28 protein-coding genes are annotated in these 25,329 nt (G+C 72.9%); 17 read left to right on the top strand and 11 right to left on the bottom strand.

The window, feature by feature from the left end:
* Nucleotides 1-2: 2 nt before the first annotated feature.
* The 3 genes from AC1DW8_RS10775 to AC1DW8_RS10785 all read right to left on the bottom strand — a co-directional run bounded on the left by AC1DW8_RS10775 (nt 3) and on the right by AC1DW8_RS10785 (nt 2,384).
* A complete protein-coding gene (locus tag AC1DW8_RS10775; RefSeq protein WP_056780579.1) occupies nt 3-491 on the bottom strand; it encodes a DUF1269 domain-containing protein in 489 nt (162 codons plus the stop codon).
* Nucleotides 492-654: 163 nt separating this feature from the next.
* Entirely contained in the window at nt 655-1,152 is a 498-nt protein-coding gene (locus AC1DW8_RS10780; protein ID WP_478093879.1) for a DUF427 domain-containing protein, read from the bottom strand.
* The gene (locus AC1DW8_RS10785; RefSeq protein WP_478093881.1) at nt 1,149-2,384 is read right to left on the bottom strand and encodes a cysteine desulfurase-like protein; all 1,236 of its coding nucleotides are present in this window, start codon (nt 2,382-2,384) and stop codon (nt 1,149-1,151) included. The genes AC1DW8_RS10780 and AC1DW8_RS10785 overlap by 4 nt, the downstream gene beginning before the upstream one ends.
* Before the next feature lie 123 nt (nt 2,385-2,507).
* Between AC1DW8_RS10785 and AC1DW8_RS10790 the strand changes: the two genes are divergently transcribed.
* On the top strand, nt 2,508-4,295 hold the full coding sequence (locus AC1DW8_RS10790; RefSeq protein WP_478093883.1) for an NAD(P)/FAD-dependent oxidoreductase: 1,788 nt from the start codon (nt 2,508-2,510) through the stop codon (nt 4,293-4,295).
* Entirely contained in the window at nt 4,288-5,667 is a 1,380-nt protein-coding gene (locus tag AC1DW8_RS10795) for an adenylate/guanylate cyclase domain-containing protein (RefSeq protein ID WP_478093885.1), read from the top strand. The genes AC1DW8_RS10790 and AC1DW8_RS10795 overlap by 8 nt, the downstream gene beginning before the upstream one ends.
* A 70-nt stretch (nt 5,668-5,737) precedes the next feature.
* Here the strand turns inward: AC1DW8_RS10795 and AC1DW8_RS10800 are convergent, their stop codons facing one another.
* Nucleotides 5,738-7,153, bottom strand: coding sequence for an FAD-binding oxidoreductase (locus tag AC1DW8_RS10800; RefSeq protein WP_478093888.1), 1,416 nt, complete (start codon nt 7,151-7,153; stop codon nt 5,738-5,740).
* A gap of 205 nt (nt 7,154-7,358) precedes the next feature.
* On the opposite strand from AC1DW8_RS10800, the gene AC1DW8_RS10805 reads away from it, so the two are divergent.
* Nucleotides 7,359-7,883, top strand: a complete 525-nt coding sequence (locus AC1DW8_RS10805; RefSeq protein ID WP_478093890.1) for a mycothiol transferase — start codon at nt 7,359-7,361, stop codon at nt 7,881-7,883.
* Nucleotides 7,884-7,893: 10 nt separating this feature from the next.
* Here AC1DW8_RS10805 and AC1DW8_RS10810 read toward each other — a convergent pair whose 3' ends face one another.
* The gene (locus AC1DW8_RS10810) at nt 7,894-8,610 is read right to left on the bottom strand and encodes a hypothetical protein (protein WP_478093893.1); all 717 of its coding nucleotides are present in this window, start codon (nt 8,608-8,610) and stop codon (nt 7,894-7,896) included.
* A 211-nt stretch (nt 8,611-8,821) separates the two neighbouring features.
* Between AC1DW8_RS10810 and AC1DW8_RS10815 the strand changes: the two genes are divergently transcribed.
* Nucleotides 8,822-9,646 carry a lysostaphin resistance A-like protein gene (locus AC1DW8_RS10815; protein ID WP_478093895.1) on the top strand — a complete coding sequence of 275 codons (825 nt, stop codon included), beginning with the start codon at nt 8,822-8,824 and terminating at the stop codon, nt 9,644-9,646.
* A gap of 117 nt (nt 9,647-9,763) precedes the next feature.
* On the opposite strand, the gene AC1DW8_RS10820 is transcribed toward AC1DW8_RS10815, so the two are convergent.
* Complete coding sequence (locus AC1DW8_RS10820) at nt 9,764-10,048, bottom strand: hypothetical protein (RefSeq protein ID WP_056780606.1); 285 nt, start codon at nt 10,046-10,048, stop codon at nt 9,764-9,766.
* A gap of 180 nt (nt 10,049-10,228) precedes the next feature.
* A complete protein-coding gene (locus tag AC1DW8_RS10825) occupies nt 10,229-11,176 on the bottom strand; it encodes a S53 family peptidase (protein WP_478093898.1) in 948 nt (315 codons plus the stop codon).
* Between the two features lie 504 nt (nt 11,177-11,680).
* Here AC1DW8_RS10825 and AC1DW8_RS10830 point away from each other — a divergent pair.
* Entirely contained in the window at nt 11,681-12,247 is a 567-nt protein-coding gene (locus AC1DW8_RS10830; RefSeq protein ID WP_235508549.1) for a GNAT family N-acetyltransferase, read from the top strand.
* Here AC1DW8_RS10830 and AC1DW8_RS10835 read toward each other — a convergent pair.
* Nucleotides 12,214-13,041 (bottom strand): hypothetical protein, encoded by an 828-nt coding sequence (locus tag AC1DW8_RS10835; RefSeq protein ID WP_478093901.1) that lies wholly within the window; start codon nt 13,039-13,041, stop codon nt 12,214-12,216. The two genes, AC1DW8_RS10830 and AC1DW8_RS10835, sit on opposite strands and share 34 nt — an antisense overlap.
* Nucleotides 13,042-13,271: 230 nt before the next feature.
* On the opposite strand from AC1DW8_RS10835, the gene AC1DW8_RS10840 reads away from it, so the two are divergent.
* Nucleotides 13,272-13,616 (top strand): MmcQ/YjbR family DNA-binding protein, encoded by a 345-nt coding sequence (locus AC1DW8_RS10840; protein ID WP_478093903.1) that lies wholly within the window; start codon nt 13,272-13,274, stop codon nt 13,614-13,616.
* A 9-nt stretch (nt 13,617-13,625) separates the two neighbouring features.
* On the opposite strand, the gene AC1DW8_RS10845 is transcribed toward AC1DW8_RS10840, so the two are convergent.
* Complete coding sequence (locus AC1DW8_RS10845) at nt 13,626-14,201, bottom strand: TetR/AcrR family transcriptional regulator (protein WP_478093905.1); 576 nt, start codon at nt 14,199-14,201, stop codon at nt 13,626-13,628.
* A gap of 160 nt (nt 14,202-14,361) precedes the next feature.
* On the opposite strand from AC1DW8_RS10845, the gene AC1DW8_RS10850 reads away from it, so the two are divergent.
* On the top strand, nt 14,362-15,324 hold the full coding sequence (locus AC1DW8_RS10850) for an alpha/beta hydrolase (protein WP_478093907.1): 963 nt from the start codon (nt 14,362-14,364) through the stop codon (nt 15,322-15,324).
* A gap of 12 nt (nt 15,325-15,336) precedes the next feature.
* Here AC1DW8_RS10850 and AC1DW8_RS10855 read toward each other — a convergent pair whose 3' ends face one another.
* Complete coding sequence (locus AC1DW8_RS10855; protein WP_478093909.1) at nt 15,337-15,741, bottom strand: VOC family protein; 405 nt, start codon at nt 15,739-15,741, stop codon at nt 15,337-15,339.
* Nucleotides 15,742-15,787: 46 nt separating this feature from the next.
* Between AC1DW8_RS10855 and AC1DW8_RS10860 the strand changes: the two genes are divergently transcribed.
* The 8 genes from AC1DW8_RS10860 (at nt 15,788) to AC1DW8_RS10895 (ending at nt 21,918) form a co-directional block, all read left to right on the top strand.
* Complete coding sequence (locus tag AC1DW8_RS10860) at nt 15,788-16,228, top strand: hypothetical protein (protein ID WP_478093911.1); 441 nt, start codon at nt 15,788-15,790, stop codon at nt 16,226-16,228.
* Nucleotides 16,228-17,172: an FAD:protein FMN transferase gene (locus AC1DW8_RS10865; protein WP_478093913.1), complete on the top strand. Its 945-nt coding sequence runs from the start codon at nt 16,228-16,230 to the stop codon at nt 17,170-17,172. Before AC1DW8_RS10860 ends, AC1DW8_RS10865 begins: the two co-directional genes overlap by 1 nt.
* Entirely contained in the window at nt 17,172-17,735 is a 564-nt protein-coding gene (locus tag AC1DW8_RS10870) for a ferric reductase-like transmembrane domain-containing protein (protein ID WP_478093915.1), read from the top strand. The genes AC1DW8_RS10865 and AC1DW8_RS10870 overlap by 1 nt, the downstream gene beginning before the upstream one ends.
* The gene (locus tag AC1DW8_RS10875) at nt 17,732-18,841 is read left to right on the top strand and encodes an NADH-ubiquinone oxidoreductase-F iron-sulfur binding region domain-containing protein (protein WP_478093917.1); all 1,110 of its coding nucleotides are present in this window, start codon (nt 17,732-17,734) and stop codon (nt 18,839-18,841) included. Before AC1DW8_RS10870 ends, AC1DW8_RS10875 begins: the two co-directional genes overlap by 4 nt.
* A complete protein-coding gene (locus AC1DW8_RS10880) occupies nt 18,825-19,100 on the top strand; it encodes a ferredoxin (protein ID WP_478093919.1) in 276 nt (91 codons plus the stop codon). Before AC1DW8_RS10875 ends, AC1DW8_RS10880 begins: the two co-directional genes overlap by 17 nt.
* Before the next feature lie 129 nt (nt 19,101-19,229).
* The gene (locus tag AC1DW8_RS10885; protein ID WP_478094061.1) at nt 19,230-20,135 is read left to right on the top strand and encodes an ROK family protein; all 906 of its coding nucleotides are present in this window, start codon (nt 19,230-19,232) and stop codon (nt 20,133-20,135) included.
* Complete coding sequence (locus AC1DW8_RS10890; protein ID WP_478093921.1) at nt 20,132-21,088, top strand: 1-phosphofructokinase family hexose kinase; 957 nt, start codon at nt 20,132-20,134, stop codon at nt 21,086-21,088. The genes AC1DW8_RS10885 and AC1DW8_RS10890 overlap by 4 nt, the downstream gene beginning before the upstream one ends.
* Nucleotides 21,085-21,918 carry a class II fructose-bisphosphate aldolase gene (locus tag AC1DW8_RS10895; protein WP_478093923.1) on the top strand — a complete coding sequence of 278 codons (834 nt, stop codon included), beginning with the start codon at nt 21,085-21,087 and terminating at the stop codon, nt 21,916-21,918. Before AC1DW8_RS10890 ends, AC1DW8_RS10895 begins: the two co-directional genes overlap by 4 nt.
* 146 nt (nt 21,919-22,064) lie before the next feature.
* On the opposite strand, the gene AC1DW8_RS10900 is transcribed toward AC1DW8_RS10895, so the two are convergent.
* Nucleotides 22,065-22,964, bottom strand: a complete 900-nt coding sequence (locus AC1DW8_RS10900) for an SIS domain-containing protein (RefSeq protein ID WP_056780888.1) — start codon at nt 22,962-22,964, stop codon at nt 22,065-22,067.
* A gap of 130 nt (nt 22,965-23,094) precedes the next feature.
* Here AC1DW8_RS10900 and AC1DW8_RS10905 point away from each other — a divergent pair, with 130 nt between their 5' ends.
* A complete protein-coding gene (locus tag AC1DW8_RS10905) occupies nt 23,095-23,895 on the top strand; it encodes a DeoR/GlpR family DNA-binding transcription regulator (RefSeq protein WP_082620049.1) in 801 nt (266 codons plus the stop codon).
* 162 nt (nt 23,896-24,057) lie between these two features.
* The gene (locus AC1DW8_RS10910) at nt 24,058-25,323 is read left to right on the top strand and encodes an extracellular solute-binding protein (RefSeq protein ID WP_235508550.1); all 1,266 of its coding nucleotides are present in this window, start codon (nt 24,058-24,060) and stop codon (nt 25,321-25,323) included.
* The last annotated feature ends 6 nt before the right edge of the window (nt 25,324-25,329 follow it).

Below are 25,329 nucleotides of genomic sequence, written 5' to 3' on the forward strand. Positions count from 1 at the left end.
GTTCAGCGACCTCCGAAGGTCTCCAACAGGATCTGGCGCTCGCCTTCCGTGAGGTTGGTGGCGACGAGCTTGCTGTGGATCCCGCGGAGGCGCTCGCCGACGCGGTCGAGGTCGCCCTGCTCGGTGACGACGAAGAGCGCCGACGTGCCCGGGGTCAGCTCGGTGCGGATCGTCTCCAGCTGCTCCTTGGTGATGCCGGCGTCCTCCGTCATCTTGCTGATCGCCCCGATGGCCGCGCCGACGACGCCCCCGACGACCGGGACGAAGAAGAGCGCTCCGACCAGGACTCCCCAGAGCGCGCCCCAGCCGGTGCCACGCCACTTCTCGTCGTTCCCGTGGCTCATGCTGGGATGCTCGTCGCCCTCGGGCCAGGTGACGACGGCGTGGTCGACGACCTTGAGGAACCCCTCCGCCTGACAGTCCTCGAGGACGGACTCGGCGTGGGCGGCGCCGTCGAGGGTGTCGAACTTCCAAACCGTGAAGGCAGCCATGTCCTGCTCCTTTGCGTGACGCCGCTGGCCGGATGGCCAACCGACGGTGGTCGAGGCTGTGTCGTCGGAGCGTGCATGCGTCTGCGGACGAGCAGCCCCCACGAGACCCACCCTGCCGCGCGGCGCCCCCGCGATCCTCCCCCTCACAGGGTGAGGTCTGCCGTCACCAGCCCCACGAGCCGGGGCAGCCCTTGAAGGGACCGACGACGCGATCGGTGACCCACCCACCGTAGAAGCCGCCCTCCTGCGGCCGCACCGGCTCGCCGTCGACGAAGCACGCGTCGACGAGCCCCGGCATGACGGCGACGTGACCGGCGAGGACGGCATACGTCGGCACGGGGTCGGGGTAGGTCCACGCGGCCCGGGCCGCCCGCCGCCCGCCACCGACGACGTCGAAGTATGCCGCCTGGCCCTTCCACTCGCACACCGAGCTGCCCGGGGCGGCGACGAGCGCACCGTCGACGAAGGCGTCGAGCGGGAGGTAGTAGGTCGGCGGGTGGCTCGTCTCGAGCACCCGGAGCGAGGCCCGGGTGCGCGCCACGACCTCCCCGCCGAGGTGCACCTCGACGAGCTCACCGCTCAGGTCGACGGCCGGTGGGCGCGGGTAGTCCCAGACCGACTCCTGGCCAGGGCCGGCCGGGAGCGGCACCGGGCGGCTCATCGGGCCACCCCGCAGATCTGCTCGAGCCCGGACGCGAGCCGGTCGACGTCGTCGGCGCTCGTGTAGGGCGCGAGTCCCATCCGCAGCCCCCCGGTGGCGCCGAGCCCGAGCGCGTGGCTGGCCTCCCACGCGTAGAAGTGCCCGGCCGGCGCGTTGACGCCGCGTTCGGCGAGGGCGACGCGCAGGTCCTGCGGGTCGTGGCCCTCCACGGTGACGAGCAGCGTCGGGGTCCGTCGCTGCGCGTTGCCGTGTGCCGTGAGCCCCGGGACGGCGCGCAGCCGCGCCTCCAGCGTGGCCAGGAGGCCGTCCTCGTGGGCCTCGAGCGCGGCGAAGGAGGAGACGAGTCGCTGACGGCGGGGCTGCGAGGGGTCGGTGAGGGCGAGGTCGGCGAGGAAGTCGACGGCGGCCGTCGTGCCGGCGAGCAGCTCGTAGGGCAGCGTGCCGAGCTCGAACCGCTCGGGCACGGCGTCGGACGAGGGCAGCAGCTTGGCGGGGCGCAGCGTCTCGAGCAGCGCGGGCGCGGCGGCGAGGACGCCGTGGTGCGGGCCGAGGAACTTGTAGGGGGAGCAGACCCAGAAGTCCGCGCCGCTGGCCGGCACGTCGGTGAGCACGTGCGCGGTCGCGTGGACGCCGTCGACCCAGAGCAGGGCGCCCGCGGCGTGGGCGATCTCGGCGATGGCGGGGAGGTCGGGGCGCGTGCCGATGAGGTTGGACGCGGCCGTCACCGCGACGAGTCGGGTGCGCTCGCCGACGACCGCGGCGACCGCGTCGGGGCTGAGCTCCCCTGTGCCCGGGTCGAACTCGGCCCAGCGCACCGTCGCGCCACGAGCCTCGGCAGCGAGCACCCAGGGCCGGATGTTGGCGTCGTGGTCGAGGCGGCTGACGACGACCTCGTCGCCGGGACCCCAGTCCGACGAGAGCGTGCGGGCGAGCTGGAAGGTCAGCTCGGTGGCCGAGCGGCCGAAGACGACGCCACCCGGGTCGACCGCCAACAGGTCGCCCATCGCGGCGCGGGCATCGACGACGACGCGGTCTGCACGTCGCTCGGCAGCCGTGACGGTGCCACGGTTCGAGATGGCCGAGGTGAGCGTCTCGACGACCGCCGTCGCGACGGTGTCAGGCACCTGGGACCCGCCGGGGCCGTCGAAGTGCGCGGCACCCTCGTGCAGCGCGGGGAAATGCCAACGGATCCGGTCGACGTCGTACGCGGTGGGTGGTCCCAGTGGTGCCATGGCCCCATCTTGGCCGAGGGGCGAGCAGATCGTTCGTTCGGACCCGCAGGCGGGCGGACCGTCCTACCGTCGACAGAGGGGTGGTCGCACGTCGTCCTGCCCGCACACTTCACGGGGGTTTCCATGACCCGTCCTCTCCTGCTCGTCGTCGACCACGACCTCGATGCACTCGCCCGGACCGAGGGCGAGCTGGCCCGGCGCTTCGGCGCGGACTTCCGGGTGCGCGGCGAGTCCGACAGCGCCGTCGCCCTGCACCACCTCGAGCTCGCGGCCAAGCGTCGCGACCCCGTCGCGCTCGTCCTCGCCGACCCGTGGCTGCCCGTCCTCGGGGGCGCCGAGCTGCTTCGGTCGGTGCGCACCCTGCACCCGGACGCCGCCCGCGCCCTGCTCGTGCCGTGGGGCGCCTGGGCCGACGGGCGCACGGCCGAGGCGATCCTGCGTGGCATGTCGCTCGGCGACATCGACTACTACGTGCTCCAGCCGTGGACCTCGCCGGACGAGCTCTTCTGCCGCACCGTCTCGGAGTTCGTCCAGGTCTGGTCGCGCACCGTCGCGAACCGCCGCCGCGAGGTGGTCGTCGTCGGTGCGGCCCGCGACCCGCGCGGTCATGCGGTCCGGACCCTCCTGACCCGCAACGGGATCCCGCACGCGTACCTCGACCGCGGCTCGGCCGAGGCGGTGGACCTGCTCCGGGCGATCGAGGCCCCGCGCCCGGACGACGAGGATGGTCCGCTCGTCATCTGGCTCGCAGCGCTGGGCGGTCGCGTCCTGCTCGACCCGACCGACGTCGAGATCTGCCAGGCCTGGGGCATCGGGACCGACCTCTCGGTGCCCCGGGGCGACGGGGGCGATGGGGGGCACGACGAGGTGCGCGAGGTCGACCTGCTCGTCGTCGGCGCCGGGCCGGCCGGTCTCGCGGCCGCGGTCTACGGCTCGTCCGAGGGGCTGTCCGTGCTCTGCGTCGAGGAGCACGCGCTCGGCGGCCAGGCCGGCACGAGCTCGCTCATCCGCAACTACCTCGGCTTCTCGCGGGGGGTCTCCGGCGCGGAGCTGGCCCAGCGCGGCTTCCAGCAGGCGTGGGTCTTCGGCGCGCGGTTCGTCCTGACCCGGCGCGTCACGGCGATCGACCGGACCACCGACGCCGACGGCACCTCGTGGTTCGTCGTCACGGTCTCCGACGTGGGTGACGTGCGGGCGCGGGCGGTGCTGCTCGCCACCGGGGTCGCCTACCGGCGCCTCGGGGTGCCGTCGCTCGAGGCCCTGAGCGGGTCCGGCGTCTACTACGGCGCGAACGTCTCCGAGGCGCACGGACTCGCCGGAGCGCACACCGTCATCGTGGGCGGCGGCAACTCGGCCGGCCAGGCGGCTCTCCACCTGCAGCGGTATGCCGCGGACGTGACCGTCGTCATCCGCACCCCGGACCTCTCGGCGACGATGTCGCGCTACCTCATCGACGAGATCGAGGCGTCGCCCACGATCACGGTCGTCCCGAACGCCGACGTCGTCGACGGGACCGGCGACGGCTGGCTGTCCGAGGTCGTCGTCGCCGACCGCGCGACCGGCGACCGACGCTCGATCCCGGCGGACGGGCTCTTCGTCATGATCGGCGCGCAGCCCCACACGGCGTGGCTGCCAGACGCGGTCACCCGCGACCTGTGGGGCTTCCTGCCGACCGGCGCCGACGTGCGCGAGGCCGGTGCCTGGACCCTCGAGCGGCCTCCGTGCGCCCACGAGACCTCGGTGCCGGGCCTCTTCGCGGTCGGGGACGTGCGCGCGGGATCGGTCAAGCGTGTCGCGTCCGCGGTCGGCGAGGGGTCGGTCGTCGTGTCGGAGGTGCACCAGTACCTCTCGCTCGTCGAGGCGGCGTCGCGGTCGAGGAGCCCGGAAGCCCAGGTCGACCCCGATGGCTGACGGACCCGGCGAGGGACGCCCCGGCGCCCGGCGACGCGCGGCCGTCGGTGCCGTCGCGCTGACGCTGCCGCTGCTCGGCCTCGCCGTCCTGCGGCTCTCCGAGCAGCTCGACATGCAGTGGCAGCACGACCCGACCCACTTCTGGATGGTCCTCGGCGCGGCCGTGCTCAGCGCGCTCACGGCATACGGCACGGGGGCGGCGGCGGTGCGACGCGGGGACGTGCGCGTCATGTACGTCTCGCTCGCGTTCCTGTCCGCCTCGGGCTTCCTCGGGCTGCACGCCCTCGCGACCCCGCACATGCTGCTCGAGACCGCCTCGGCCGGGTTCAACATCTCCACCCCCGTCGGCATCGCCATCGGCTCGCTCTTTGCCGTCGCGTCGGTGCGCGAGGTGGAGGCCGACCGGGCGGCCGCCGAGATGCGGCGGGCGCGGATGCTGCGCGTCGCCCTGCTCGTCACGATGGTCGTGTGGGGCGTCGCCTCGCTGCTGCGGCTCGGGCCGTTCGGCGCCGGGCCGGGGCTCGCCCGCGACTCCCCGCCGATGGTCGTCGCGGGTGTCGTGTCGGTCGTGCTCTTCGGGGTGGCAGCCGTGACCTACGTACGCCTCTGGTGGCAACGCGGTGGGCTGCTGCCCGCGGCGATGGCCTCGGCGATGGTGCTCCTCGCCGAGGCGATGGTCGCGATCGTGCTGGCCCCGAACTGGCACTACTCGTGGTGGGGCTGGCACGTCCTCATGCTCGCCGCGTTCGTCCTCGTCGCCTGGGGGGCGCAGCAGTCCTGGCACGAGGAGCGCTACGCCGCGCTCTACACCGCCGACACCCTCGCCGGGCGCCGCGAGATGTCGATCCTCTTCGCCGACCTCAAGGGCTTCACGACCTTCTCGGAGGGCCACGACCCGAGCGAGGTCACCGACATGCTCAACGCGTACTTCACCGTCGCGATCCCGGCCGTCGTCAAGCGGCACGGCGGCACGATCGACCGCCTCATCGGCGACGCGATCATGGCGACCTTCAACCGGCTCGGCGACCAGCCGGACCATGCCCGCCGGGCCGCGCAGGCCGGCCTGGATCTCCAGGTCGAGACGGCGCGGATCGCCGACCAGCACCCGGGCTGGCCGCGTTTCCGGGTCGGGATCAACAGCGGCGAGGTGCTCGTCAGCGTGCTCGGCAGCGAGGGCGGACGCACCCACACCGTCATCGGCGACGCCGTCAACGTGGCCTCGCGGATCGAGGGCCAGGCCCCCGTCGGGCGCGTCGCGGTCACCGCCGACACCCTCGCGATGCTCCCCGGTGCCACGACCGAGCCGCTCGGCGCCCTCGCCCTCAAGGGCAAGGGCGAACCGGTGGAGGCCTTCGTCCTCGTGACCCTCTGACTCCGGTCGAGGTGATCGCGTGAGGCCCGTGGCTCACGCGATCACCTCGAACGCGTCGGCACTCGCGTCGTCACTCGGTGACCGCACCGTCCTCGAAGAGGCGGGGGACGCGGTGGTTGGCGAGGAAGCGGTCGTCGGTGTCGTAGGCCGACCGGATCCCCTTGAGCTGCAGCCACGCCGACTCGGTGTAGCCCGTGCGGGCATCGGCCTCGTTCTCGGCGAAGTTGAGGTAGCTGCGGCCCGTCGACCACGGCTCGAGCGAGCCGATGAGCGCGTGGGCGTCGAGCTGTCCCTGCATCGCGAGCTCCGGCGTCGCCGCGATCGCGACGGCGAAGACGGCGTATGCCGCGTCGATCGTCGCGAGGGCGCCGTGGCCCTCGGGCGCACGGCCCAGGGCGCCGCCGAGCTGGCGCAGCTCGGTCGAGAGCAGCGACGACGTCGAGCCGGGGCCGACCTGCTCGAGGAGCGTGTCGATCGTCGCGTCGCCGAGCTCGCCGATGAGCGTCCCGTCCGAGACGGCGGGCGTCGGGCCCTCTGGGTCCATGTGCAGCCGGGTCAGCGACCGGGCCGGCACGCGGTCGAAGGTGTCGATCTCGGGACCGAGGCCGCGCAGCATCCCGAGGACCCCGCGGGCCTCCGCGTCGCAGCCGAGCACCGCCCCGTCGATGACGACGAGGGACCGGCCGCGCAACGGCTCGGGGATCGCCGGCAGCGGCGGGAGGTCGAGGAAGCGGAACGACGTCGTCACGGCGTCGGGGGCCTCGGGCGCCCAGTCGGCCCAGCGACGCAGCACGCGCTCGGCCTGGTCGCGGTCCCAGACGAGCATGCCGGCATACGCCGTCTCGATCGGGTAGAGGCGGAACTCGAGCGCCGTGACGACACCGAAGTTGCCGCCGCCGCCGCGCAGCGCCCAGAAGAGCTCGACGTTCTGCGTCGCGTCGGCGCGCACGTGCTCGCCGTCGGCGGTGACGAGCTCGACGGCCGTGAGGCTGTTGGAGGCGAGGCCGAGCTTGCGGGCGTACCAGCCGATGCCGCCACCGAGGCTGTAGCCGGCGATGCCGACGTCCGGCGAGCTGCCGTGCAGGGCCGCGAGCCGGTGGTCGGCCGCGGGCTCGGTCGCGTCGATCCACAGGGCACCGCCCTCGACGCGGGCGATGCGGCGGGTCGCGTCGATGCTGACCCCGCGCATCCGCTCGGTGCGGACGAGGACGACGTCCTCGAGACCACGCCCGACGAGCGGGCCGGCGTTGTGGCCGGTGCTCTGGGGGGCGACCCGGAGGCCGGCGGCCGCGGCCGCGCGGACGACGGCCTGGACGTCCGAGACGGTGCGGGGCAGGGCGACGGCGGCCGGACGCTGGTCGAGGGCGACGTTCCACGGCATCCGTGCCGCGTCGTAGCCGGGGTCGCCGGGGAGGTGGACCGCACCGTCGCAGAGTCCGGCGAGGCTCGTGGCCCGTCGGGCGGTGGGGGTGAGGGTGGTCGTCATTGCTGGTCTCCTGGGTCGGGGCGCCCGGCGTCGTTGCGTGTGGTGGGCGCGGGGGTTCAGAGACCGGAGGGGCCGTCCAGATACATCGGGTGGCAAAGGTCCGTTTCGTCCGGCGCGCCTCTGGTGCAAGGGATCCGGATCCGCGTGGTGCCGGCACGGCCGGATCCTGTTTCGGCGTCGGATGCATGCTGGTTAGGTGGACGACATGACGACCGACATCGCACGCGACTTGATGCTCGACGGCTTCGGCCGCATCCGAGACGGCCTGCCGGAGGTCGTCGACGGCCTCTCCGTCGACGAGCTGCTCTGGCGCCCCGACGCCGACGCGAACCACATCGCGTGGCTCGTCTGGCACCTCGCGCGCCAGCAGGACGACCAGGTGGCGCAGCTGACCGACGCGAGTGAGTCGGCGTGGACGGGCGACGGCTGGGTCGAGCGCTTCGGGCTGCCCTACCGGGCGGACACCCACGGCTGGAGCATGTCGTCGGCCGACGTGGGCCGCTTCACCGTCGCCGACCCGGCCCTCTTCGCGGCCTACCACGCCGCGGTGCACGAGCGCACCGTCGCGATCGTCGAGGATCTCGACGACACGGCATACGCCCGCGTCGTCGACGACCGCTGGGACCCGCCCGTCACGGTGGCGGTGCGCCTCGTCTCCGTCCTCGACGACGCGGTCAAGCACCTCGGTCAGGCGGAGTACGTCCGGGGCCTCGTCGAGCGTCGCCGCTGAGGCCGTCCGCTCAGGGGCCGGTGAGGGCTCGGTATGCGGCGGGCGCCACGAGGGTGAGCAGAATGAAGGCCCAGCCGCCGGTGAGCCGACGCCCGGACGATGCGGACTCTGAGACCCCGGGCGGCGGGCCCGAGACGAGCAGGAAGAGCGGGACGGCCACGACCGCAGCCGGGGAGAAGAGCGCCCAGAACCAGGCCCAGCGGGTGGCCCACCACGGCTGCGCGCCGTTGGACACCAGGGCGACGGTGGCGAGCCAGAGCACGAACCCGACCCCGGGCAGCCACCCGGGCACCCGCCATCCGGCGAGCTTCTGCCCGGGGTCGCGCCACGTGTCCGTGACGATGTGGACGTCACCGAGCCTGCGGAGTGTCTCGGCGACGTTCTCGGTCACCACCTCGCGCGCACCGACCTCGCTCGGTGACGCCGCGGTGGGGTCGCTCACCTCGACGACCTCAGCGAACCTGTTGCGGCCGCCCTCGCGCCACGTCAGTGACACCGTGGAGTATCCCGTCGCACCCGAAGGCAGTCCTCCCGACACGTGCACCTCGTCGACCGCGCCGGACATGACACCCGCCCGGAGGTCACCGAAGGTCGAGGGGGCCGACCCGAGCAGGAGGCCGGACCCGAGCAGCACGAAACAGGCCGCGAGGAGTCCGTAGCGGAGCCGTCGCCACGCGTCCGGCTGCACCCTCGCCAGCACCGGCCCCTGCACCGGAGATGTCGTCATGGGGAGACGATAGGGCGACAGGGGCCCCGATGTGTCCGTAAACGGCCCGGGATGTCTGACGGGATGTCTGACGCGATCTCCGGCGCCGGACGTGGCCGTGGGGTCGGCTGGGGCGTCTGTGAACCGGGTGTCGGGCGGGGTCGCGGGGCGGTTCCAGCACAGGTCTCGCACAGGTTGACGTGCGAAAATGAGAGTAATGAGCAGCCCAACCGTGAGTCCCGTTGTCGCCGTCGCGTCCCCGACCGAGGGCGTCGTCACGACCTCCCGGAACGTGCGGCACGACCGTCGTCACGACCCGGTGCGGCTGCGTCGACTGGCGCTCATCGCTCGCGGACGGCGCGCCCGCATGGCCGCCACGGTGGCCGTCGTCTTCGCCCTCGCCGGCGTCAACGTCGCCAACCACGTGCTCGGCTGGGACACCATGTGGCTCGGCCCCGTCGGTGCCGTCGCCCTCCTGGCCTTCGCCCGGTGGCAGGGCCTGTCCTGGCACCAGCTCGGCCTCGCCCGGCACACCCACGCCCGCGGCATCCGCTGGGGACTCGGCGTCATCGCCGTCGTCGGGCTCGTCTACCTCGTCGGCATCCTGCTCCCGACGACGCGCACCGCGTTCCTCGACGCCCGCTATCACCTTCCCCCGGCGGGTGCCCTGTTGACGGCCTTCGTCATGATCCCCGTCGGGACGATCCTGCTCGAGGAGGTCGCCTTCCGCTCGGTGCTCTGGGGCTTCCTCTCCCGGCACGCCCGGATGTGGCAGGTGCTCGCCGGGTCGTCCCTGCTCTTCGGCCTCTGGCACATCTTCCCCGCCATGGCCTCGGCCACCGGCAACGAGGCGATCGGCTCCGCCGTGTCCGGGCTGGGCCCCTTCGCCAAGGCGGCCGTCGTCGGCGGCACCGTGCTGTTCACGGCGCTCGGTGGAGTCCTCGCCGGCGAGCTGCGCCGGCGCAGCGGCAGCCTCTTCGCGAGCGTCGGCATGCACTGGGCGACGAACGCGCTCGGCGTGCTCTTCGGCGTCCTCGCCTGGCGCCTCGCCGCCTGACGCACCGCGTCACACGCTCAACGGTGCGGGCTGCACCCAGCAGTGCGCGCTCGGACGCTGAGTGCGTCGTGCAGCGTGCACCACTGGCGCGGCCGCGCACGGCTGGGACGCGTGCGCTCAGGCGCCGGCGCCCGCCCCGGCGACCTGCGGGACGTACGTCTGCTCGGCGATCTCGTCACCGCACTGCGAGCAGCACCATCCGGTCTCGCGCTTGAGGTAGCTGTGTCCGGCCGCGCGGCAGGCCCGGCCCGGGCCGGCGTCGTCCCAACGCGGCCCGGCGCCCGTCGGCCGGCCGGCGCGGACGTAGGCCGTGGCGAAGAGGGAGCCGACGAGGATGGTGAGAAGGGCGAGAGGCCAAGCCGCAGCCAGGGAGGCTGCTCCGTCGACGATCACCGAGTTCATGTCGCGAACTCTCGTCCGCGTGGTGCAAGACACCGCCGGACACACCGGCAAGAACTCCGCAAGAAGTGCGCAAGACGCACACCGGGAGCAGCCGGACATCGGTTGACCCGCAGGCGGCCGTGGCCACCCAGCACCCCGGGGGGGGGCCCACGACACGGCATACGTGCTCGGAGGGGTGGGTCAGTGGATGAGCTGCCCCACGAGGTTCGAGACGTCCGGTGAGCCGAGACCGGTCGGGTCGTCGTAGCCGACCTTCGCGTCGAGGCCCGGTCCCTGCCAGGCGTTGTTGCCCGACGTCACGTCGTGGAAGGCGAGGGCGTGCGTCGCCCCGGTGCCGATCGCGTAGAGCGCCGGGTTGAGGGCGCCCAGACGGTGACCCGCCTGCTGGTCGGCGAGGGCGCCGATCGCGGCCCACTGCGGCGAGCCGGAGCTCGTGCCGCCGTAGAAGTAGAAACCGTTGTCGTCCGGGTTGGCGTTGAAGCCCTCGTAGACGAAGACCGACGTGTAGACCGACGCGTTGTAGGACACGTCCGACGTCGTGCGCATCGCGTTGCCGGTGACGCCGGCCTGGTAGGCGGGCACCGGGAAGACCGTGCTCGGGGCGCCGCCCGTCGCGCCGATCGGGCCGAGCGTGCAGCCGAACGGCTGGTGCACGGCGCACGACGCCTCGTCGCCCCACACCGTCTCGCCCTGGTAGGCGCCGGTGTCGCTCGCGAAGAGGTTCGTGCCGCCCACCGCGGTGACGAGCGGGTCGGAGGCCGGGTAGCCGGCCGCGAGGGCCGGGCCGCCGTTCGAGGCGCCGTCGTCGCCGGAGGAGGCGAAGAGCGAGATCCCCTTGGCGGCGGCCGCCGCGAAGTTCGCGTGCGACTGCTGGAGCTGGAGGTTGTTGCCCTTGCCCTTGATCGCGGCCTCGTCGGCGCCGTAGCTCATCGACAGGACGTCGCCGAGGTCGTGGTCGACGGCGTACTTCACGGCGACGTTGAGCGCGTTGCCGTAGTTGTTCGGCGCGACGACGAGGTTGATCGTCGCCTCGGGTGCGATGGCGTGCGCCCACTGGACGTCGAGGCTCGTCTCCCCCGCCCAGCTGAGCGGCTGGGCCCTGGTGGGCCGTGCTCGTCTGCGGAGCACCTCCGGGGTAGTAGACGTTGAGGTCGGCCTTGGGCAGGCCGAACGTCTGGCTGAAGACGTCGAGGTCCGCGCGGACCGTCGGGCTGCCATAGGCGTCGACGACGACGATGCGCTGTCCCTTGCCGGTCCACCCGTCGGGGATGTCGTACGCCTTGCGAATGAGGGCCGGCGTGTAGCAGGCGAGCCCGATCCTGGCCACGCACTGCGACGGTGTCGGCAGTGCGCCCGGCTTCGTGCCCGTGGAGAACTGCTTCGTCAGTGGGTGGACGGTGTAGACGATGTCGCTGCCGTCCGTGCCGGCGGCCGACGCCTCCGACCCGGCCGCGAAGGTCGTGCCGAGCGCGAGGGCGCTCGCGGCGAGCCCCACCCCCACGACGGTCCTGGTGCGCCTGGTGTGTGTGCGCATGGTGCCCCTTCCCTGTAGCCCCCGAGGCGGCTCGCTCGAGCCGTCTCGGAACGTAGGTGCGGTTTCTGCGAACCGGCTGGGTGCACCCTGCCGGTCACATGGGAGACATCTCGGACGACGGTCCGCCCGCGGCTGCGACACTGGCGCGCATGGACGGCTTCACGATCCGGGCGGTGCGCCCGGACGACTACGAACGGCTCGGCGAGCTGACGGCCGCGGCCTACCTCGACGACGGGCTGCTCGACTACGGCGACGCGGACCCCTACCTCGCCGTGCTCCGCGACGTCGGGCGTCGGGCCGAGCACGCCGAGGTCCTCGTGGCGGTCGACGACGCGGGCACGGTCCTCGGCGGCGTGGCCTTCGTCGGCGCTCCCGGCCCGTTCGCCGACGTCGCGCGCGAGGGTGAGGCCGAGTTCCGCACGCTCGCCGTCGCGCCCGAGGGTCGCGGCCGGGGCATCGGGACGGCCCTCGTCCGCGAGTGCATCGACCGGTCGCGGGCCCTCGGACGGCGCCGCGTCGTGCTCTCGACCCAGCCGATGATGCACGCAGCCCACCGCGTCTACGAGCGCTTCGGCTTCACCCGCGCCCCCGAGCGCGACTGGTCACCGATCGCCACGCTGACCCTGCTCGTCTACGAGCTCGAGCTCGAGACCGCCCGGGACTGAGCGTCGGCCGCCAACCGGGTGATGAGGTCGCGGACGGCCGCGACGATCGTCGGGTCGAGCTCGACGTGGGCCTCGAGCAGGCGCAGGAGCGTGGCAGCCGCGTGGGCGTTGCGCTCGTAGCCGGGCACGAGGTCGGCCAGCGGCAGCAGGTCGGGACCGAAGCGACGCTCGACACCGCGGTCGACGACGAAGACGTCCTGCTGCTCGCCGTGCCCGAGCCCCAGGTGGCCCAGCACCGTGACCCAGCGGTCGACGGCATACCCCTGGATGAAGCGGGTCGCGGTGAGGCGCTCGCCGCGCAGGTCGCGGTGCAGCCCGACGTAGAGGTTGGTGATGGCCTCGCCGACCTCGTGCTCGAGCGAGGGCGGCTGCGGCAGTGGAGCTGTGGGGACCTCGAGGCCGGCGGGTGCGTCGGCGCGGCTCCAGTGGATGCGGCCCGGCGGGTAGCAGGCGGTCGCCATGTCGGCGAGGGCGAAGACGGCGTACTCGGCGAAGAGGTCGCCCTCGAGGAGCGCCTTGCGGCCGAGGTCACTGTTCTCGAACGACCACACGACCGGGTGCGCGGCCTCGAGCCAGTCGATGTCGGCGATGTAGCGGTCGCGGGTGGCCGCGTCGTCGACGACGACGAAGAAGTCCGCGTCGGAGTGCTCGTCGAGACGGTGCAGGTCGCGGCCGACCGAGCCGAGGCCGAGCAGCGCGACCGCGTCGCCGCGGCGGTCGAGCTCGGCGCCGAGGCGGTCGAGGAAGGCGAGCAGGCGTTGCGGGACGGTGGGCGGGGTGGGGTTGGACGGCATACGTCGTCTCCTTGTCGGTGTGTCAGGGAGTCGACGTTTCAGCCCGCCCGGCCCGGGGGGCCGTCGAGGTCGCGACAGGGGCAGGGTATGCCGTCGCGTGCGTCCGCGGAAGGGGTCGGGCGGGTGCGGGGCCGGCTGCCGGGCGAGTGCCCGGCGAGTGAGCGAGCGGTCCCTCGGAGTCAGAGGCTTCGGACGGCGTGTCGCCCCGGCGTGCATGGCAGGGTGGAGGGGTGCCCGTGACCATCGACGACGTGCGGCGCGTGGCCGAGCAGCTCCCCCGCTCGTACGAGGTGCTCGTCCGCGACCGCGTGAAGTTCCGTGTCGGCAAGATCGTGTGGCTCGCGTTCTCCGCCGACGAGACGCTGATGGGGTTCGCCTTCCCCAAGGAGGAGCGCGACGTGCTCGTCGCGAGCGAGCCCGACGTCTTCCTCATGCCGCGCCGGTCCGACCTCCGCTTCAACTGGGTCGAGGTGCGCCTCGACGCGCTCGACGTCGACCGGATGCGCGAGATCGTCATCGACGCCTGGCGACTCGTCGTGCCCAAGACCGTGGCGCTCGCCCGCGCCGGCGACTGAGCCGGACCCTCAGGCGTCGAGCCCGGCGACCTGACGTGCCGTCGCGACGAACGCCGGGGCCGTGACCTCGACCCCGTCGAGATAACCCCCGACGAGCGCGGCGTCGCGGAGCAGGACGAGCGCCGCGGCCGAGGCCTCGGGGTCGGGCAGCCCTGCGGCGCGGGCCAGCTCGGACAGGGACTGTCGGAACCACGTCCGGTGCGCGGTGACGATTCGCCGCACCGCGCTGTCGGCGTCGGGGAACTCCGCCGCCGCGTTGATGAAGGGGCAGCCGCGCGTGTGGTAGCTCGTGATGTCGAGCGCGATGGTGTCGATGACCCGGCCGAGCAGCTCCGTCGGGGTGCCGCCGTCGGCCTCGGCGTCCGCGAAGTAGCCGCGCAGCGTGGCGTCCTCGGACTCGAGGTAGGCGACGACGAGCGCTTCCTTGCCGGCGAAGTGGCGGTACATCGTGGCGCGGGTGACGCCGGCCTCCTCGAGGATGCGATCGACGCCGACGCCGTTGATGCCCTCGCGGTAGAAGAGCCGGGAGGCGGCGGCGAGCAGGCGCTCGCGGCCGGGGGTCCGCGTCGTCGTCGGCTCGTCCACGTCGCCACGCTAACGCAGGTGATCGACCGGCTCGCGCGGTCCGTTGGCCGAGGGGAAACCGGTGTGCCCGACCTCTGGCGCGCGTCGACGGGAATGGCTACTGTAGAACGATCGTTCTGCCTGCTGGACCCATCCACCCCTCACCGCACGGGAGAACCCCATGAGCACCACGCCACCCGCCCCGCCCGCCGCCACCTCCGTCATCACCGCCACCGAGCGCGCCCAGGTCGAGGCCGCCAACGCGAGCGGACGCCAGCCCGTCGTCTTCGTCCACGGCCTCTGGCTGCTCCCGAGCAGCTGGGACGCGTGGCGCGAGCACTTCGAGTCCCTCGGCTACGCCACGCTCGCCCCCGGCTGGCCCGACGACCCCGAGACCGTCGAGGAGGCCCGTGCCCACCCGGAGGTCTTCGCCGGCAAGACCGTCGGCCAGGTCACCGACCACGTCGCCGACGTCATCCGCCTGCTCGACCGCGAGCCGGTCGTCATCGGTCACTCCTTCGGTGGCCTCATCACCCAGAAGCTCGCCGGTCAGGGTCTCGCCCGAGCCTCCGTCGCCGTCGACCCGGCGCCCTTCCGCGGCGTGCTGCCCCTCCCCGTCTCGGCGCTGCGCGCGAGCTCTCCCGTGCTGACCAACCCGGCCAACTACAACCGGCACGTCTCGCTGACCTTCGACCAGTACCGCTACGCCTTCGCCAACGCCGTCAGCGCCGAGGAGGCGGCCGACCTCTACCGCACGTATCCCGTTGCGGCGCCGGGCCGCCCGCTCTTCCAGGCCGCCACGGCGAACTTCAACCCGCGCACCGAGGCCAGCGTCGACACCGGCAACCCCGACCGCGGCCCGCTCCTCGTCATCAGCGGCGAGAAGGACCACATCGTGCCGTGGGCCATCGCGCACGCCTCCTACAAGCGTCAGCTGAAGAACCCCGCCCCCACCGAGATCATCGAGATCCCGGGGCGCGGGCACTCGCTCGTCGTCGACAGCGGCTGGCGCGAGGTCGCCGACGCCGCCGCCGCCTTCCTCGCCCGCCACGGCGCCGGGCCCGACGCAGCCCCGGAAGCAGCCCCGGAAGCAGCCCCGGAAGCAGCACCGGACGCAGCACCGGACGCAACACCAGACGCCTGAGGCCCCGCGCGGTCAGCCGATCCGGTAGGCCGCGGACGCGCGGAGACCCCGCTCCGCCTGCCCGCGCTCGATGCAGAACTCGTTGCCCTCGGGGTCGGTCATCGTCACCCAGCCGGTGCCGTCCTCCTTGCGGTGGTCCGCGAGGACGGCGGCACCCGCGGCCAGGGCCCGTTCGACGGCGTCATCGCGGGTGCCCTCGTCGGGTTCGAGGTCGAGGTGGACGCGGTTCTTCGCCGTCTTGCCCTCGGGCACCGGGATGAAGAGCAGCCCCATGCCGGGATGGGGGAAGGAGGGGGCCACGACCACCTCCGGGTCGTCGTCGTAGAAGACGTTCCAGCCGAGCAGGCCCGCCCAGAACGTCGCCAGGGCGCGCGCGTCGGCGCAGTCGAACGTGATGCTGTGGATTCCCAGTGCCATGAGCGCAGCGTCGTCCCGATCGCCTTCGGCCGCAAGCCGTTTGCGTATGCCGTGTGCCGGCGTCACGCGGGGCCGGCCAAGTCATCGGGGAGGCAGGGCGACGGCACAGGAGGCGCACAGGGGTGCTCGCGACGGTGGAGTCATCCCCACCGAAGGAGCCCCCGATGAGCACCCTCCCTCGCCCCTGCGCCGAGCCCGACTCTGGACCGCCGGTCTGCTGACCGCGTCCACCGTCCTCGTCGGCGCCATCGGCATCCACCTCGCCGACGCCCAGAACGCGACCCAGACCGTGGCGACGCAGACCTCGTCCGGGACGAGCGACTCGACCTCGTCGAACGCGTCGAGCTCGTCCGGCTCGTCGGGCTCGTCGGACACCTCGTCCGACTCGAGCAGCTCGGACGACTCGAGCTCGAGCTCCGGCTTCAGCGCCGTCGCCCCCGTGAGCGGCAGCAACGTCCAGGCCCAGACGAGCTCGGGTGGGTCGTGATGGACACCGTCGCGAGCCCTCACGTCGTGGCGAGCACCTTCCAGGCCATCGGCACGACGAACTCCGTCCTCGTCACCCGGCCCGAGGTCCTTGCCGACGCCGTCGAGATCGCCCGGCGGCACCTGCGCGAGGTCGACCGCGCCGTGAGCCGCTTCCGCCCCGACTCCGAGGTCAGCCTGCTGGCCGAGCGGGCCCGCCGGGCACCCGCCGAGGCGTTCGTGTCTCCGACCTTCGCGGCATACCTCCAGGCGGCGCTGCGCGTCGCGCGCCTCACCGGCGGTCTCGTCGACCCGACCGTGGGGTCGGCGCTCGCGGCCCAGGGCTACGACGACGACCTCGACGTCGTGCGCCGCCGCGCCGGCTTCCACCAGGTGCGCGTCGCGCGCGTGCCGCACTGGCACACAGTGCACCTGAACGTCTCCGCGCGCCGCGTCTCCGTCGCGCCCGGCACGCTGCTCGACCTCGGCGCCACCGCGAAGGCGTATGCCGCCGACACCGTCGCTGCGCTCCTCGCCGAGTCCCGGCCGGGCGGGTTCGCCGTCAACCTCGGAGGCGACGTCGCGGTCGCCGGTGACCTGCCGCCCCACGGGTGGGCGATCGGCATCGAGGACGCGTCGGGGGCCACGCGGCAGGTTGTCACGAGCACCGGCCAGGCCATCGCGACGTCGTCGACCCAGCTGCGCGTCTGGGAGACCGACGACGGTCCGCGCCACCACATCGTCGACCCCCGGACCGGCCACGTCGCTCCCGTCGTCTGGTCGCAGGTCTCGTGCGCCGCAGCGACGTGCCTCGAGGCGAACGCCGCCTCGACGGCCGCCGTCGTGCTCGGCACCGACGCCGCGGACTGGCTGACCCGACAAGGCATCCCGGCGCGGCTCGAGACGATCGACGGTCGCGTCGTCACGACCCCTGGCTGGCCGGACGTGTCCCGGAGGGCTGCCTGATGAACGAGCTGCTCTGGTACGTCTCGCGCGCCACCGGCGTCGTCGGCATCGTGCTGCTCACCGTCGTCGTCGTGCTCGGCCTCGTGACGTCCGGCCGGCGGCGCCCCACGGGCGAGTCGGCGACGATCGTCATGGCCCTGCACCGGTGGCTCTCGCTCGGCACGAGCGTCTTCCTCCTCGCGCACATCGCGACCGCGATCGCCGAGACGTACGTGTCCATCGACCTCGTGTCGGCTCTCCTGCCGTTCACGTCGGGCTACGAGGCGCTGTGGGTCGGGCTCGGGACGCTCGCCGTCGACCTCCTCCTCGCCGTCGGCGTCACCTCGGCCCTGCGGCACCGCCTCGCCGAGCGCACGTGGCGACGCGTGCACCTGCTCTCCTACGCGCTCTGGCCGATGGCGATCGTCCACGGCCTGGCACTCGGCACGAGCGGCGAGCTGCTCCTCCGCGGCACGACCGCCGCCTGCGCCGTCGTCGGCGTCTCCGCCATCACCTGGCGCTACACCTCCACCCACGGTGACCGCGAACGTCGCGTCGCCGTCGCAGCCCAGGAGTGGTCATGACCTTCACGTCCCTGCTCGCCGAGGCGGGCCTCACCGGCCGCGGCGGCGCGGCCTTCAGCACCGCGACCAAGGTCGCAGCCGCGCACGCCCACGGCGCCCGCCTCGTCGTCAACGCCTGCGACGGCGAGCTCGGCGCCGCCAAGGACGCCTGGGTCGTCGAGCACCGCCTCGCCGAGCTCGTCCACGGCGCCGCCCTCGTCGTCGACGGCGCCCCGGTCACGTATGCCGCCCACCGCGGCTCCGAGACCGCGCGCCGTCTCGCCGGGGCCGGGCTGCGCGTGCTCGAGGTGCCGCCGCGCTACGTCTCCTCCGAGGAGTCGGCGATCATCTCGCTCGCGCAGGGCGGTCTCGCCCGTCCGATGACGAAGCGGCAGCCGTTCGTGCGCGGAGGTCGTGACTCCGAGGGTCGCCGGGTCAGCCCGACCGTCGTGCTCAACGCCGAGACCGTCTGGCGGGCGGCGCAGGTCGCCCGCAACGGTCCTGCGTGGTTCCGGTCGTTCGGCACGCCCGACCAGTCGGGGCCGCGGCTCGTCGCCGTCAGCACCCCGTCGGTTCGCGGCGTCGTCGTCGAGACCGCTGCCGGCGCTCCGCTGGGCGACCTGCTCGACCTCGCCGGCGGCCTGCCCGACCGCTCGCCGGCCGTGCTCGTCGGCGGCCTCGGCGGCACCTTCGTCGCGGCCGTCCACGTGGCGGACCTCGTTTGGTCCGACGCCGACCTCGCCGGGGTCGGCGCCCGCACCGGGCCGGGCGTCGTCGAGGCACTCGACCCCCGCGACTGCCCGCTCGAGTTCGTCGACCGCTGCCTCACCTGGGCCGCGGGCGAGTCCGCCGGACAGTGCGGCCCGTGCATGTTCGGGCTGCCCGCCCTCGCCACCGACTGGCGCGCGCTGGCCGCGGGAGGCGACCGGACGGCATACGACCGCGTCGTGTCCCGGGTCGGGCTGCTGCCCGGCCGTGGAGCGTGCCGCTTCCCCGACGGCGTGGCCGGCTTCGCCGGGTCGGCGCTGCGCGTCTTCGCCGACCACCTCGAGCAGCACCGCGCCGGCCGCTGCCCTGCTGCCGAGCTCCGCACCGCCCCGAGGGGGACCGATGTCCACGCCCACTGACGTGCCGGCCGAGCGCGCGACCGAGGACGGCGCCGACCACACGCGCCGGCGCCTCGGGCTCGTCCGCGAGCGGCACCTGGCCGTCGACCGCGTCGCCTGCTCGGGTCACGGCGTCTGCGCGCAGCTGCTCGCGGGGGTGACCCTCGACGAGTGGGGCTACCCGGTCGTCGCGGACGACCGTGTCGTCGGTGACGACGGCAGGGCGGCGGCCGACACGACGGTGAAGCTGTGCCCGGCCCGGGCCCTCTACCTGCGCTGAGCGACTTCGCGAGCGGCGCAAGGCTGCGAGTGGCAGGCTGTGCGGCGTGCCCGCGCTGCGACTCAAGTGTCCAAATGTGCTCGATCAAGTGTTCAATCGTGCAGTAATGCGCATAGAATGCGCGTCGTGATGCGCGAAGCAGTGGTCGGGATCGACGTCGGCGGCACCCGGATCAAGTCGGCCCTCGTCACCCCCGACGGCCAGGTGCTCGCCGAGGCCGTCCGCCCGACCCCAGACAAGGTCGGCGAGCAGCTCGGCGAGGTCGCCGCCAAGGCCGTCGTCGAGCTGACGGCCCGCGTCGACGAGGCCGTCGACCTGCTCGCCGTCGGGGTCGCCGTGCCCGGGCTCGTCGACGACGTGACCGGCATCGGGGTGTGGTCGGCCAACCTCGGCTGGCGCGACCTCGACCTGCGCGGCAGCATCGCCGCCCACGTCGACGTGCCCGTCGCCATCGGCCACGACGTGCGCTCGGGGCTGCTCGCCGAGCACCGCCTCGGAGCCGCGCGCGAGGCCGACAACGTGCTCTTCGTGCCGCTCGGCACGGGTCTCGCGAGTGCCATCCTCTGCCGGGGCCAGCTCGTCACCGGCTCGCTGTGGACCGGCGAGATCGGCCACATCGTCGTCGTGCCCGACGGCCCGCTCTGCGCGTGCGGACAGCGCGGCTGCCTCGAGGCGCTCTCGAGCGCCGGCGCCATCGGGCGCCGCTGGTCCGAGGCGACCGGGCTCGTCGGTGACGCCGAGGAGGTCGCCCGACGAGCCGAGGCCGGGGAGCCCGAGGCCCGACGCATCTGGCAGGAGGCCATCGACGCGCTCGCCATCATGGTCGCCCCCGTCGTGGCGGCTGCCGGGACCGAGCTCGTCCTCATCGGCGGCGGGCTCGTCCACGCCGGCGACACCCTGCTCCAGCCCTTGCGCACGGCCCTCACGGCTCGCCTCGGTGGTCGCGACGACGTCGCCGTCCGCGCCGCCGCCCTCGGCGACCGCGCCGGATCGCTCGGCGCCGCGACCATCGCCCTGGACCTCGTCGGTCGATGATCGTCACCTTCACGCCCAACCCGGCGCTCGACATCACGTATGCCGTCCCCTTCGTCGCGCTCGGCGAGACCCATCGCGTCGCCTCCGTCAGCGAGCGTGCCGGCGGCAAGGGGCTCAACGTCGCCGCGGTGCTGACGTCGATGGGCTGCCGGTCCGTCGCGGTGGCGCCCGTCGGCGAGATGGACCTCGACCTCTTCGCCTCCGACCTCGGGGCCCGCCGGGTGCCGCACCGGCTCGTCCCATCACCCTGCCCGACGCGCCGGTCGGTCGCTGTCGTCGAGGCGAGCGGCCGGGTGACCCTGCTCAACGAGCCCGGCATCGGGCAGTCGCAGCGGGTGTGGGACCGCGTCGCCGACGAGATCGAGGCGCTCGCCCCGGAGGCGTCGACGCTGACGGTGTCGGGCAGCTTCCCGCCGGGCACCGATCCCGACCTCGTCCGCCGGGTCACCCGCCTGGCCCACGAGGTGGGTCTCCGCATCGTCCTCGACGTCAGCGGCGCTCCCCTGTCGCGCGCTCTCGCCATGCGGCCCGACCTCGTCAAGCCCAACCGGGTCGAGGCGGCCCAGACCCTCACCGGGCTCGGCCGCGGCGAGGTGCCGTCCGTGCCCGGGGCCGCCCGCGCCCTCGTGGCCGCTGGCGCCCGTGCCGCGATCATCAGCGACGGCACGAACGGCCTCGTCCTCGTCCACGACGACGTCGCCCTCCGGGCCCACCTGCCGCGTCCGCTCTCGGGCAACCCGACTGGCGCGGGCGACGCCCTGACGGCCTCGCTCGCGGCCGACCTCGACGGCGACGGCGACCTGCCGCAGGGGCCCGAGGCGTGGGCCTCGGTCCTTCGCCGCGGCGTCGCCTGGTCGGCCGCGGCCGTGCTCCAACCCGTCGCCGGCGCCGTCGACCCGGCCGACGTCACCCGTCTGCTCCCCACCGTCGAGATCGAGGAGATCCGTCTGTGACCCGCTCCGCCCTGACGCCCCTGCTCGCCGAGGCGTCAGCCGCCGGCCGTGCCGTGGCGGCCTTCAACGTCATCCAGCTCGAGCACGCCGAGGCCTACGCCGCGGCGGCCGAGCGCGTCGGGCTGCCTGTCGTGATGCAGATCTCCGAGAACTGCGTGCGCTACCACGGGTCGCTCGCGCCGATCGCGGCGGCGACGCTCGCCATCGCGGACGCGTGTGCGCAGCCCGTCGTCGTCCACCTCGACCATGCGGAGGACGTCTCGCTCGTCGAGGAGGCGGTCCGGCTCGGGCTGACGTCGGTGATGTTCGACGGCTCGACGCTGTCCGACGACGAGAACCGCGCCGTGACCCGTCGCGTCGTCGAGCTCTGCCGCGCGGCCGGGGTCAGCGTCGAGGCTGAGCTCGGGGAGGTCGGCGGCAAGGACGGCGTCCACGCGCCGGGCGTGCGCACCGACCCGGACGACGCGGCCCGGTTCGTCGCCGACACGGGCGTCGATGCGCTCGCGGTGGCCGTGGGCAGCAGCCACGCGATGACCGACCGCACGGCGCAGCTCGACACGGATCTCATTGCGGCACTGGGCCGCTCGGTCCCGGTGCCGCTCGTGCTGCACGGCTCGTCCGGGGTGCCCGACGCGGGGCTCGTGGCCGCGGTGCGGGCCGGGATGACCAAGGTCAACATCGCGACGCACCTCAACCAGGTCTTCACGCAGGCGATGACCGAGCGGCTCGCGGCGTCGCCGACGGTCGACACGAGGAAGTACCTCGGCGCAGCCCGCGACGCCGTGACGGACGAGGCCGCCCGCCTGATGCAGCTCCTAGCCCTCCACTGACCGTAGAAAGGCCGCCACGTCTGGCCGCTCCCCAACCGTCGAGAGGCCAAAGCTCGCGGGTGGGCGCACGTCGAAAGGCCAAAGTGCGTCGCGAACTTTGGCCTCTCGAGTCGCCGAGACCCGCAGACTTTGGCCTCTCGACGGTGTCAGGTGAGGACGATGCTTCTCGTGAGGTTGCGGGGGGCGTCGGGGTCGAGGCCGGCGGCGTCGGCCTTGCCGAGGCACAGCCGGTGCAGGCGCACGAGGTCGGCGAGCGGGTCGATGTCGCGGTGCTCGAAGTGCGCCCCGGTCGCGCGCACCTGCTCGGGCAGCCCCTCCGGCACCTCACCGAACGCCCACACGGCCCGCCCCGGCGCCGCGATGCTGATCGGGCCGTGGCGGTACTCCATCGCCGGGTAGGACTCCGACCAGAACTGCGCCGACTCGCGCAGCTTGAGCGCGGCCTCGTTGGCGATGCCGTTGGACCAGCCGCGCCCGAGGAAGGTGACCTGCTCCGCCAGCGCGAGGTGGCCGTATGCCGCCGACGCGTCCTCCGCGAGGACGGCTCGGGCCTGCTCGGCCACCGGACCCAGGTCGTCGCCGAGGGAGGCGCGCAGCAGGGCGAGGGTCGTCGTGGCGAAGCGGGTCTGCACGACGCTCTGCTCGTCGACGTCGTCGAGCAGCACCGTCGCGTCGGAGCGCTCGGCCACCGGGGTGCCGGCCGTCGCGACGATCGACACGTGCGGCGTGCCCGAGGCGCGCAGCTCCTCGACGACGGCCATGACCTCGGTCGTCGTGCCGGAGCGGCTGATGAGGACGACGCGGTCGTAGCCGCGCGCGAGCTGGTGCTCGGAGGCGGCATACGCGTCGGTGGGGCCCTGGCCGAGCGCCTCGCGGCGGGCGGCATACGCCTGTCCCATGAACCACGACGTGCCGCACCCGATCGTCGCGACCCGCTCACCGGGGCGCGGGAGGTGCCGCGCGACGTCGTCGAGGCGCGTGACGACGCGCTCCCAGTCGTCCGGCTGCGTGGCGATCTCCTGGGCGAGGTGCGTGGTCTGCGGCATGGTGGCTCCCGACGGTTCGGCGGTCACACGGCTCTCGCCGTGACGGTGGTGATTGTGTTTGCGCGAAACACAGCGTAAACGCGCATAGATGCACATGTCCATTGCTCGAACTGCGCGGTATCGTCAGCGCGTGACCGAAGAGAGCGATCTCGCCCGCAACCGCGCCAGCCGTTGGTCGATCATGCTCGACCGCCTCGCGACGACCGGCCGACTCGGCGTCGGCGAGGCGTCCGAGCTGCTCGGCGTCAGCGAGGCCACCATCCGGCGCGACTTCTCCGAGCTGGCCAAACGCCAGCTCGTGGCCCGCAACCACGGTGGTGTCGTCGCGACGAACGTCGCCTACGAGCTGCCCTACCGCTACCGCAGCAGCATGGCCGACGACGACCGGACGCGGGTCGCCGAGGCGGCGGCCGCGCTCGTCCTGCCCGGCCAGGTCATCGGCCTCAACGGCGGCACGACGACGACCGCGACCTCACGGGCCATCACGGCGCGCGAGGACCTCGCGGCCGACGGCGAGATCACGATCGTCACCAACGCCCTCAACATCGCGACCGAGGCGGTGCTCCGCCCGCACGTCCAGTGCGTCTCGCTCGGCGGGGTCGCGCGGCCCGAGTCCTACGAGGTCACCGGGCCGCTCGCGACGCTCGTGCTCCAGCAGCTGTGGCTCGACGTCGCCATCGTCGGCGTCAACGGTCTGTCGGCCCGCGAGGGCGCCACGTGCCGGCACGAGGAGGAGGCCGCCATCATCCGCACGATGATCGAACGGTCGAAACAGGTCATCTGCGTCGCCACGGGTGACAAACTCGGAGTGCGGACCTTCGCCTCGATCTGTCCCGCCGAGCGCATCGACCACCTCGTCACTACGGTGGGCGCTGACCGCGACGAGGTGGACGCGCTGCGCGAGGCCGGTGTCGAGATTCACCAGGTCTGACCGCTCGACGCCCCCTTGCGTGATTGTGATCGAATTGATGAACATCCAGTCAGAATTGCTCTTGCGGATGGCAAAGACGCCCCTCTAGGTTGGCCTAATTGTGTGACCGGGTCGGCGCGTGATCACGTTGCCACCACGTCCGGCACCGAACCAAGGAGAGACATGAGGTCGACGAAGCAGTCTGTGGTCGTCGCGGGGCTGGCCATCGCAGGCCTCGCCCTCGGCGCATGCGGCGGAGGGACAGGTGCCGGTACGGCACCGGGGGGCACGGCCGGCGGCACCGCCGAGGAGGCCAAGACGATCAAGCTCGTCGCGGCCGAGTACTCCAAGGACCACACGAAGGCGTTCTGGGACGCCTTCGCCAAGACGTACCACGAGAAGACCGGATACACCCTCGAGGTGCAGGTCGTCAGCTGGGACAACATCGACCAGCAGTCATCGACGATGATCCAGAACAACCAGGCCCCCGACATCCTCAACCTCAACGCGTACGCCAGCTACGCGAAGGACGGCCTGCTCTACGACTCCGACGCGGTGCTCCCGGCCGTCGTCAAGGACGACATCCTCGACACGTTCGTCAAGTACGGCACCTACCAGGGCAAGTTCTACGGCTTCCCCGACCTGTCCTCGGCCCGCGCCTTCTTCTACAACAAGACGCTCTTCCAGCAGGCCGGCATCGCCGCGCCGCCGAAGACGTGGACCGAGCTCGAGGCCGACGCCAAGAAGATCACCGCCCTCGGTGGCGGCAAGGTCGGCTACGCCCTCCCGCTCGGCCCCGAGGAGGCTCAGGGCGAGTTCTCCATGTGGCTGTTCAACAACGGCGGCGACTGGAAGACCGACGGCAACTGGGTCATCAACTCCGACAAGAACGTCGCGACCCTCGACTTCCTCAAGAAGCTCGCCGACGAGAAGGTCACGCAGAACAACCCGGCCCGCACCAACCGCGCCGACGCCTTCGACCTCTTCAAGTCCGGCACCGCCGGCATGGTCATCGGCTTCAGCCCGCTCGCGGCCGACCTCGACAAGGACAAGAAGGTCGACTACGCCGTCGCGCCGTTCCCGTCCAACGACGGGACCGAGAGCAAGACCTTCGGTGTCACCGACTACCTCATGGCGTTCAAGAAGCCGGGCAACGAGAAGGCGGTCAAGGCCTTCTACAACCTCTACTACACCCCCGACCAGGTCAACACCTTCATCAAGGCCGAGGGCTTCCTCCCGGTCACGAAGTCGGGCGTCGCGTACTTCTCCAACGAGAAGGCGCTGCAGGTCTACCTCAACACGCTGCCCAACGCGAAGCTCACGCCGACCGACGACCCCACGTGGGACAAGGTCAAGCTCGCCGTCCAGCAGAACCTCGGTGGCGCCATGAACGGCTCCCCGAAGGCCACCCTCGACGGTCTGCAGCGGACCGCCGAGAGCGGCGGCTGAGGCACC

This window comes from Terrabacter sp. P2_E3, from assembly GCF_056403915.1.